Origin of the sequence: Mesorhizobium sp. M7A.F.Ca.US.011.01.1.1, from assembly GCF_003998295.1 — a bacterium.
Classification (GTDB): domain Bacteria; phylum Pseudomonadota; class Alphaproteobacteria; order Rhizobiales; family Rhizobiaceae; genus Mesorhizobium.
In genome coordinates this window covers 1-8,521 of sequence record NZ_RZRT01000107.1, presented here as the reverse complement: position 1 = coordinate 8,521, position 8,521 = coordinate 1, and the positions used below count along the sequence as shown (strand labels likewise).

5 protein-coding genes, 1 pseudogene and 1 riboswitch are annotated in these 8,521 nt (G+C 59.0%); of the genes and pseudogenes, 2 read left to right on the top strand and 4 right to left on the bottom strand.

Annotated elements, in window-relative coordinates:
* Nucleotides 1-203: 203 nt before the first annotated feature.
* The 4 genes and pseudogenes from EOA13_RS35820 to EOA13_RS35805 all read right to left on the bottom strand — a co-directional run bounded on the left by EOA13_RS35820 (nt 204) and on the right by EOA13_RS35805 (nt 6,479).
* The gene (locus EOA13_RS35820; protein WP_164780562.1) at nt 204-1,250 is read right to left on the bottom strand and encodes an ABC transporter substrate-binding protein; all 1,047 of its coding nucleotides are present in this window, start codon (nt 1,248-1,250) and stop codon (nt 204-206) included.
* 1,080 nt (nt 1,251-2,330) lie between these two features.
* Nucleotides 2,331-4,527 (bottom strand): annotated as a pseudogene (locus EOA13_RS35815) (malate synthase G).
* 536 nt (nt 4,528-5,063) lie between these two features.
* The gene (locus EOA13_RS35810; protein WP_127297875.1) at nt 5,064-5,483 is read right to left on the bottom strand and encodes a heme-binding protein; all 420 of its coding nucleotides are present in this window, start codon (nt 5,481-5,483) and stop codon (nt 5,064-5,066) included.
* A gap of 15 nt (nt 5,484-5,498) precedes the next feature.
* Entirely contained in the window at nt 5,499-6,479 is a 981-nt protein-coding gene (locus EOA13_RS35805) for a D-2-hydroxyacid dehydrogenase (protein ID WP_127297874.1), read from the bottom strand.
* A 105-nt stretch (nt 6,480-6,584) separates the two neighbouring features.
* Nucleotides 6,585-6,674: riboswitch (glycine riboswitch) on the top strand.
* 131 nt (nt 6,675-6,805) lie between these two features.
* Between EOA13_RS35805 and EOA13_RS35800 the strand changes: the two genes are divergently transcribed.
* Together EOA13_RS35800 and EOA13_RS35795 are read left to right on the top strand one after the other, a co-directional pair.
* Complete coding sequence (locus EOA13_RS35800) at nt 6,806-8,056, top strand: D-amino acid dehydrogenase (RefSeq protein ID WP_127297873.1); 1,251 nt, start codon at nt 6,806-6,808, stop codon at nt 8,054-8,056.
* A 262-nt stretch (nt 8,057-8,318) separates the two neighbouring features.
* Nucleotides 8,319-8,521 (top strand): LLM class flavin-dependent oxidoreductase (locus tag EOA13_RS35795; protein ID WP_164780560.1); only part of this gene is annotated, 203 nt, incomplete at its 3' end.

The following is an 8,521-nucleotide window of genomic DNA, read 5'->3' as shown; positions in this document are numbered from 1 at the left end:
CGGCAAAGCGGCTGTTGGCAATGGAGTTCAGCAAACGTCTGCCGACGGAATCGGTCCGGCGGGAAGCGCCGACGACTGCGATTGTCTTGGGACGGAGAAGGTGCGGGACCGCTTGTTTCTTCGACTGCATTTTCATCGTGGCTCGCGGGCTTTCGACTGATGAAAGGCGGTCGGCGACTTTCGCCGACCGCCGGAGCCGAGGATCAACTGATGAGCCACTGCTGGAACTTGCGATCGACCTCAGCCTGGTTGTCACGCCACCATTTGAAGTCCACATTCACGGCCGACTCCAGATGCTGGGTCGGATAATTTCCGTAGAACGGGAAGCTCTGGTCGAGCACCACATCCTTGTTCGTGGGACCGTAAGACATGCGCCGCGAGAATTCCTTCTGAGATTCCGCCCCGGTGAAAGATGCGATTGCCTGCATGGCGAGCTCCTTGTTGGGCGCACCCTTGGGCACTCCCCAGAAGCCGTTGGTCGTCAGCCATTGAGCCCACAGCACCTCGACAGGAGCCTTGCTCGCTGCGTCGACGGCGCGGCCGACCCAGAGGATACCCATGCTGGCCTCGCCACTGACGAGCAGTTGCACGGACTGCGCGCCCGACTCCCACCAGATAATTTCGGACTTGATCGAATCCAGCTTCTTCAGGGCTCTTTCGACGTCCAGCGGGAAGAGCTTGGACGGATCGACACCGTCGGCGACCAACGCGGCCTCCAGAATTCCGCCCGCAACGTATTTGTAGACTGCGCGCTTCCCCGGAAACTTCTCGAGATCGAAAAAGTCTGCGAAGCCTGCGGGCTTCCGCCCTTCGAACGCGTCGCCGCGGAAGGCGATGTTCGACGCTTCGACCGTCGCTCCTACACGGTACTTCGTGGTGAACCCTGGAAGGAAGCGGTCCCTCGGAACGACATTGTAATCGATCTCTTCGAGGTACTGCCCGTCGTCGTCGAAACCGAGGCCGTCGCTCAGGGTAACCAAGTCCCAGGTCACCTGGCCCGACTCTACCATGGCGCGGACTTTCGCGTCCCCGGCAGTCGTGTCGTTGATCACCGAAATCCCTGGATGCTGTTTGAGGAACGGCGCAACGAGCGCTTCGTTCTGGGAGTCTTGATAGCCCCCGCCATAGCTCGCCAAAGTAAGCGAGCCCGATGCACTCTGAGCCAAGGCCCGCCCTGCCCCGACCAGTGGAACCACGGCCGCACCGGCCGCAGACGCAATGAAAGAACGACGACTTAGTTTCATGCTCATTACCTCCGTTTTGTTCTGAGCGAAAGAGCTAGGCGCCATCCAATTATCTGTCAAATCAAATGTAAGGTCGTTATACATTTAAATGTAAGACATTTCCAGCGGCAGGTGCCCATTGCCGACACCCGGGCGGACTACCGAGAGACGCGCAATTTCCATGCCATTCAGAATTATCAATCAGATCAACTGGTTATAGAGTTTCACCTAGCGATCTCGGTCCTGAGACTGAGACGGCTGTAATGCATGGATGAGACTGTTCTCCATTGCGATCCAAGGGGCCTTTACAATTTGTCTCGACTTTGAACGAGGAGATGCACGCCGGGGTAGAACGTGTTGAATGACCCTGCAACTTCACCGACATCGATATGGACAGCCGGACGTCTCGATTCCATGTCGAGCGCTACAAGGTCTCCCTCGAGGACAGAGTTCGGGTCTGATGGCATCGTGGCAGCGCCACGCTGGGATGAATACCCGTACGCCGGGTATCCCACTTTGCTAGCCGCTGGCAGCAACGATAGGCAGAGCATTAGCGATGTCGGCTCACAGGCGCAGGGAGCGCTGCGATCCCGAGTTCATCATCGGCACGCTCGTGGGGCAGGTATCGGACGGAATGCCCCTGACCATCAGTGCCCGCGCAAAAGAAGCCCTGCTTCGGCATACGTGGCCCAAGAACATCCGAGAACTAAAATAAGGAACGTCATTACGAGGGCGGCCAAGCTCGCCGACAACCGCACCATCGAGGTCGAGGACCTGATGCTGCAAACTCCCGGTCCTGATCCGCCCTCCCAAGTCCTTGCGATGGATGCGGCCGATCCGGCCGGGTTCAGGCGTCCGCTGCCCGCCCGTCCACGAGCGGTTTCGGCGCTGAGACCCCTGTCGCCTCATAAGATCGCGGCGCAATCCGCAGAACGCGACGAGATGTCCCGCGTGATCGAGCAATGTGGAGGAAGGTCGTCGCGTGCGGGCAGTTGCTCGGAATGAGCCGGCGACCTCATCGCAAGCTCAAGCAATACAATTTGTCGCTAGAACGTCAACACGCTAGAGGGGCCGCCTACGCGGCCTCTCCCGTTTTAAAGCCTTCGATTACCCCGCGCTGGCTCTCGCGGGGGCGCTTTTAGCAAGGGCCACCTTCTTCTCGGCACGATAGCGGTGGAGCAAGGGTTCGGTGTACCCGTTCCGCTGCTCCCTTCCTTCCAACACGAGATCGAGAGCTGCTCGGAAGGCGATCGACGAGTCCAAATCGGAAGTCATGGTTTTGTAGGCCGGATCGCCCGCATTCTGACCGTCGACCACGGCTGCCATTTTCCGCATCGTATCGATCACCTGTTGCCTCGAGACGACGCCATGGCAGATCCAGTTCGCCATGTGCTGGGCGGAAATCCGGAGCGTTGCGCGGTCCTCCATCAGGCCCACGTCGTTGATGTCAGGAACCTTCGAGCAACCCACACCTTGGTCGATCCAGCGAACGACGTAGCCAAGTATTCCTTGGCAATTGTTGTCAATCTCGCGCTGGATTTCGGCCGGGGACCAGTTTGGGAGGATGGCGATCGGGATCGTCAGGATGTCCTCCAGTTTCGCCCGGGTTCGCGACCTCAGACTCTCCTGAACCGCCGCGACGTCGACGCTGTGATAGTGGGTGGCATGAAGTGTCGCAGCCGGCGGCGAAGGTACCCATGCGGTACTCGCGCCTGCCCGGGGATGGGCGATCTTCTGCTCGAGCATGGCGGCCATGAGATCGGGCATGGGCCACATTCCCTTGCCGATCTGCGCGCGACCGGATAGGCCACAAGCCAAACCGGTGTCCACGTTCCAGTTTTCGTACGCCGCAAGCCACGCCGCTTGCTTCATGTCGCCCTTCCGAAGCATCGGTCCGGCTTCCATCGAGGTGTGTATTTCGTCGCCAGTTCGGTCCAGGAACCCCGTGTTAATGAACACAACGCGGTCCTTGGCGGCCCGAATGCATTCCTTGAGGTTGACCGTCGTGCGGCGTTCCTCGTCCATGATCCCCATCTTGATAGTATTTGGCGGAAGTCCGAGCGCGTCCTCCACGCGGCTGAGGAGCTCGTCCGCGAACGCGACCTCCTCTGGTCCGTGCATCTTGGGCTTGACCACGTAGATAGAGCCCTCTCTGGAGTTCTGCCTACGGCCGCTCACTCCGACGTCATGCAGGGCGATAAGGGCAGTAATCATCGCGTCCATAATGCCTTCGGGCACATCCTTGCCTCGCCCGTCGCGGATCGCCGGATTTGTCATCAGATGGCCGACGTTGCGGACGAGCATCAAGGATCGGCCCTTGACGCTGATCTTGCCGCCCTCGGGCGTGCGGTATTCTTGGTCCGCATTCAGCGTACGGGCAAAGGTCTCTCCGCCTTTCATGACTTGCTCAGACAGGTCGCCCTTCATCAATCCGAGCCAGTTTCGGTAAACGGCGACCTTGTCCGCGGAATCGACTGCAGCGACGGAATCTTCGCAGTCCATGATGGTGGTAATCGCCGATTCGAGGCGGATATCGGAAATTCCCGCGCGGTCCGACCTCCCGATTTCGCTTGCCGGATTGACGAGGACCGTGAGAAGCAGTCCGTTGTTCCTGAGTAGAATCTCGAGCTTCCTGTCGCCGTTATCGCGATAGCCGACGAACTGGCTCCGGTCGGCGAGACGGCTTGAACCGCCCTCTGTCTCGAGGATAAGAGCACCGTCGGCCACTCTCAAAGAAGTCAGGGCCTTCCAACTGGCGCCCGACAGCGGCGTCGACCGGTCGAGGAACTCGCGTGCCCATTCAATGACCAGTTGTCCGCGCTCAGGATCGTAGGACGCGGTCGCTTTTGCCCTGACGTTGCTGGCGATCGCATCGGTGCCGTAGAGCGCGTCGTAGAGAGAGCCCCAGCGGGCGTTCGCCGCGTTCAGTGCATATCGGGCGTTCATCACCGGGACCACCAGTTGCGGTCCCGCTATCGTAGCGATCTCGGGATCGACATTCGTCGTTTGCGACGAGGAAATTGGCGCCTTCCGAGACGATGTAGCCGATCTCGCGCAAGAACTCCTGGTAAGCGCTTGACGAAGTATTGCCCGGATGTGCGCGATGCCAATGATCGATCTTGGCCTGAAGATCGTCGCGCCTGGCGAGCATGACCTCGTTCCTTGGGGCGAGGTCGTGAACGATTTCCGAGAAAGCCTGGAAAAAGCGTGCTGGCTCAATGCCTGTGCCAGGCAACGCTTCCGAAACGAGGAAACGATGAAGAGCGTCGTTGATGGTCAGCCAAGCGCTGTCTTTGTTTGCCATTTTCTTCCGATGCCTTGGTTTGAAATTTACATGTGAAGCCAAAGGTCGCGGGAATAGTCCGAGCCCTCGCAGCCAGGATCGCGGTCGCGATCCCAAGTGTTTCTCGCGATCTCGCGGCTGACGTAGGGGAGCCTTCGTCGGCCCCACCAATCCAATGTCTTTGCTGTGATCGTCGAGACTTTCGCCAAAACTCGACTCATGCCCCCTACCCTCCGTTCGCTCCGATGGAGACTGAAGCATGTCATGCATGAACTATTCACAACGATCGGCACCCCAGGTGGAGGCCAGGAAACTCACATCGAGGAGTTTGAGCCACCTTCCGACGAAATCGAGAAGCAAACTCACCTAGGAGATTTTCGAGCTCGCGTTGTTGAGCACTTGCGAGCCTGGGTTCAGCGGACTTGATCCAGGCAGCACGTTCCGACTTTCGCCGATCGCGTCTTGACCGGCCAACACCGCGCAAGACAGCTTGCTCACCCGCTTAGCCATTTCGCATGCAGTCACCATCGACCTGAAGATTTCGTGCATGCCCGGCGTCATGCTTCATCGGCCCCGATCGCTGTCAGTGCTGCGCGACCGATTTCGAAATCCTGGTCACCCGTTCCCGACCCCACGCCGATAGCTCCGGCGAGAAGCCCCCCAAAGCGGATGGGAAGCCCGCCTGGCAAATGCGTAACACCACCGTTCGAGGCGATTCCGGCCGCAACGCCGAACTCTACCGCCATGTTCCCCGTAGGCCCATTGATGGACGCCGCGGTTCGGGCCTTGGCTCTAGCTGTGTGCATGCTGAGGTATTTGGCCTTGTCCATGCGCACGCTGGCAATCGTCTCGCCGCTGGCATCCACGACGACCACGCATTGAGGAACGCCCATCTTAGTGGCGTGCTCGACCGCTGAGGTCAAAGCCCGCAGCGCGCCGCAATGGCTGATGGCAACAGTGTCAACGAAGTTCGGCATTCCATTCTCCAATCATTAGTATTCAGAAGCGGGATCAACCACGTTCAACAGCGGTTCCCCGTCTTGGTGGCGGGCGAAATTCTCCGCGAAAACGCCCAGGCAACGGTCGATGTAACCGTCGTGATCGTCGCACGAGACATGCGGAAAGATCGTGAGGTTCGGCACGTCCCAAAGGACGTCGTCTGAGGGCAAGGGTTCCCGGTCAAAAACATCGAGGATGGCACAGCTGAGGTGACCGCTTCTGAGCGCCCGAGCAAGTGCCGCGTAATCCATCACGCCAGACCGTGCGATGTTGAACACGCTCGCTCTCGGCTTGAGCAAACCCAGTTCCTCGTCCGAGATCATGTTGCGGGTCTCGGCAGTGAGCGGACACGCCAGTACCAGGCAGTCCGCCTTCGGCAGGACGGTCTGGAGTTCCGATCGGCCAAAGACCTGGTCAAACGAGTCTACTGCACCGCCACTTCGGCTGATGCCGATGAGCATTACGCCGAACGGCTTTACCTGCGCTGCGATCGCAGAGCCCAGAGCGCCTGTCCCGACGAAGACAACTGTCTTTCCACTTACTCCAGTGGTGAGCCTTGCTTCCCACAAGTGACGTCTTTGGTTGTAGGCATGCCTCGGCACCTCCTCCAGCGCCATCAGGATCGCCATTGCGCCGAAGACGCCGCCTTTCCGCGCATGGACTCCGCTGCTGTTTGTGAACATGGTACCCGGCGTCAGCCAATCGATCGGAAGGTATTTCTCGACTCCCGCGCTCGTGCAGTGGACGAGCTTCACGTTGGAGGCATGTTCCTTGAGGCGTGCGGTGTCGAAGCCGGAACCCACGAAGTAGGTCGCGGCCTTGAGGGCTTCTAAATCTGGATCGGCTTCTGGTCGAACGATCACCTCGGCGTCCAGCGATCTTGCCGCAAGAGCCCGCCTGACTGCATCGGACGACACGTGATAAGGGGACGTCTCGGGAAGCTTGTTCTCGACGTAAATGCTTGGTCTCTGCATCAGGCCCTCCCGTTGACGGTCAACAAGCAAGATTTATGCCAAGCACAAAAAATTGTTGCCAAGGGGCTTGCGGACGGCATTTTCTCGGATATCGTTGCATGGTTCGCTGGTCTTGCAGGAGAGACGTCGCCCAGCCGACGCGCCGAAGGAGCAACCCCCCAGGAAACTCTCAGGCAAAAGGACTGCAAGACATCACGATCGATCTGGAGAGAGGCACCTCGGTGCCCACCGAAGGGGACCCCTCCTACTGGGGGATAAGCTCTCAGGTAAGCTGACAGATTGGGGGCTTGGGACTGGCAACGTCCTGGAACCAATCGGAGCCGTAAATGCCCCACATCGTCGTCTTGGGTGCCGGAATTACCGGAATCACCACCGCCTACGCCCTCTTGCGAAAGGGTCATCAAGTCACGGTCATCGATCGCCATCGCTATCCCGCGATGGAGACATCCTACGCCAATGGCGGGCAACTCTCGGCGAGCAATGCCGAGGTATGGAACAACTGGGGCACTGTTGCCAAAGGAATCAAGTGGATGTTCATCAAGGACGCGCCACTCCTAATGAACCCCTCCCCGGACTGGCACAAATACTCCTGGATCACCGAATTCGCAGGCAAAATCCCCAAATATGAACAGAACACCATCGACACGGCGAAGTTGGCGATCACCGCACGCCAGCACCTGTTCGAGATCGCCGAGAGGGAGAAGATCGACTTTGACCTTGAGCGTCGAGGCATCCTCCACGTCTATTACGACAAGGCGAGCTTCCGGCACGCCGAAGCCGTCAATGCTCTGCTCACCAAGGGCGGCCTTGATCGCCGTCCGGCAACGCCTTCTGAAATCCAAAACATTGAACCGAATATTCGCGGTGATTTCCACGGAGGTTTCTTCACGCCCTCGGATTCCACCGGCGACATCCACAAATTCACGAGCGGACTGGCTAAGGCGTGCGCTCGCCTTGGGGCCAGAATGATTTTCGACGCGGAGGTAATCGACGTCAAGGCGGATAAAGGAGTACGTATTGTCTGGCGTGAGCCAGAGGGTGGGATCGAGACGATACAGACGCTGGAAGCGGACGCAGTGGTCGTTTGCGCTGGCGTCGGCAGCAGGAGGTTCGCTTCCATGCTCGGCGACCGGGTGAACATCTATCCGGTCAAGGGCTACTCCATCACGGTCCACCTCGACGACGAACGGAGCGTCAACGGCGCGCCATGGGTGAGCTTGCTTGACGACAGGGCCAAGATCGTAACCAGCCGCCTCGGCGCGGACCGTTTCCGCGTCGCCGGGACCGCGGAGTTCAATGGGATGAACCGCGACATTCGTGCGGACCGGATCGCGCCGCTCGTGGACTGGGTTCGGCGGCTGTTCCCGGAGGTCTCGACGCAACGAGTCGTGTCATGGAGCGGCCTCCGACCGATGATGCCCAACATGCTACCGAGAGTCGGCTCCGGAAATCGAGCAGGAGTCTTCTACAACACTGGGCACGGCCATCTAGGTTGGACGCTCTCGTGCGCTACGGCCGCGCTTGTCGCGGAGCAGGTTTCCAACAGCAAAGCCGATCGCATCAAAAAGAGCGCCTGAAGCGTCGCATCAATTCTCACGAGCCCCTCGGAGTCCGCTTCGGGGGGCTCTGTCGTTTCAGGAGTCTCATATAGCCGTCTCACGCCGAGCGTCTCAGAGTCTCAAATCAGAGACGTTCGAACAGCTGTTGAGACGAAACGGAGGCAAACGACGCTACCTCCACAACTAATTGAAAAAAAAAGATTTTCAAACTTGGCATGGCGCTTGCTGCTGTACTGGCGAAGGGTCGGGTCGTCCGACCTTATATAGAGGAGAACTACTGATGGACCTCGGTCTTTTCATGATGCCGCTGCACGACCAGCGGCGCAACTTCACTGAACTTCTCAAGCAGGACCGCGAAGCCGTCATTCTTGCAGACAGACTCGGTTTTGCTGAGGTCTGGGTGGGCGAACATATCACCTGCTCCTGCGAGCCCATCGCGGACCCGCTTCAGTTCTTCGGCTCGCTCATCGACGCGACCAAGCA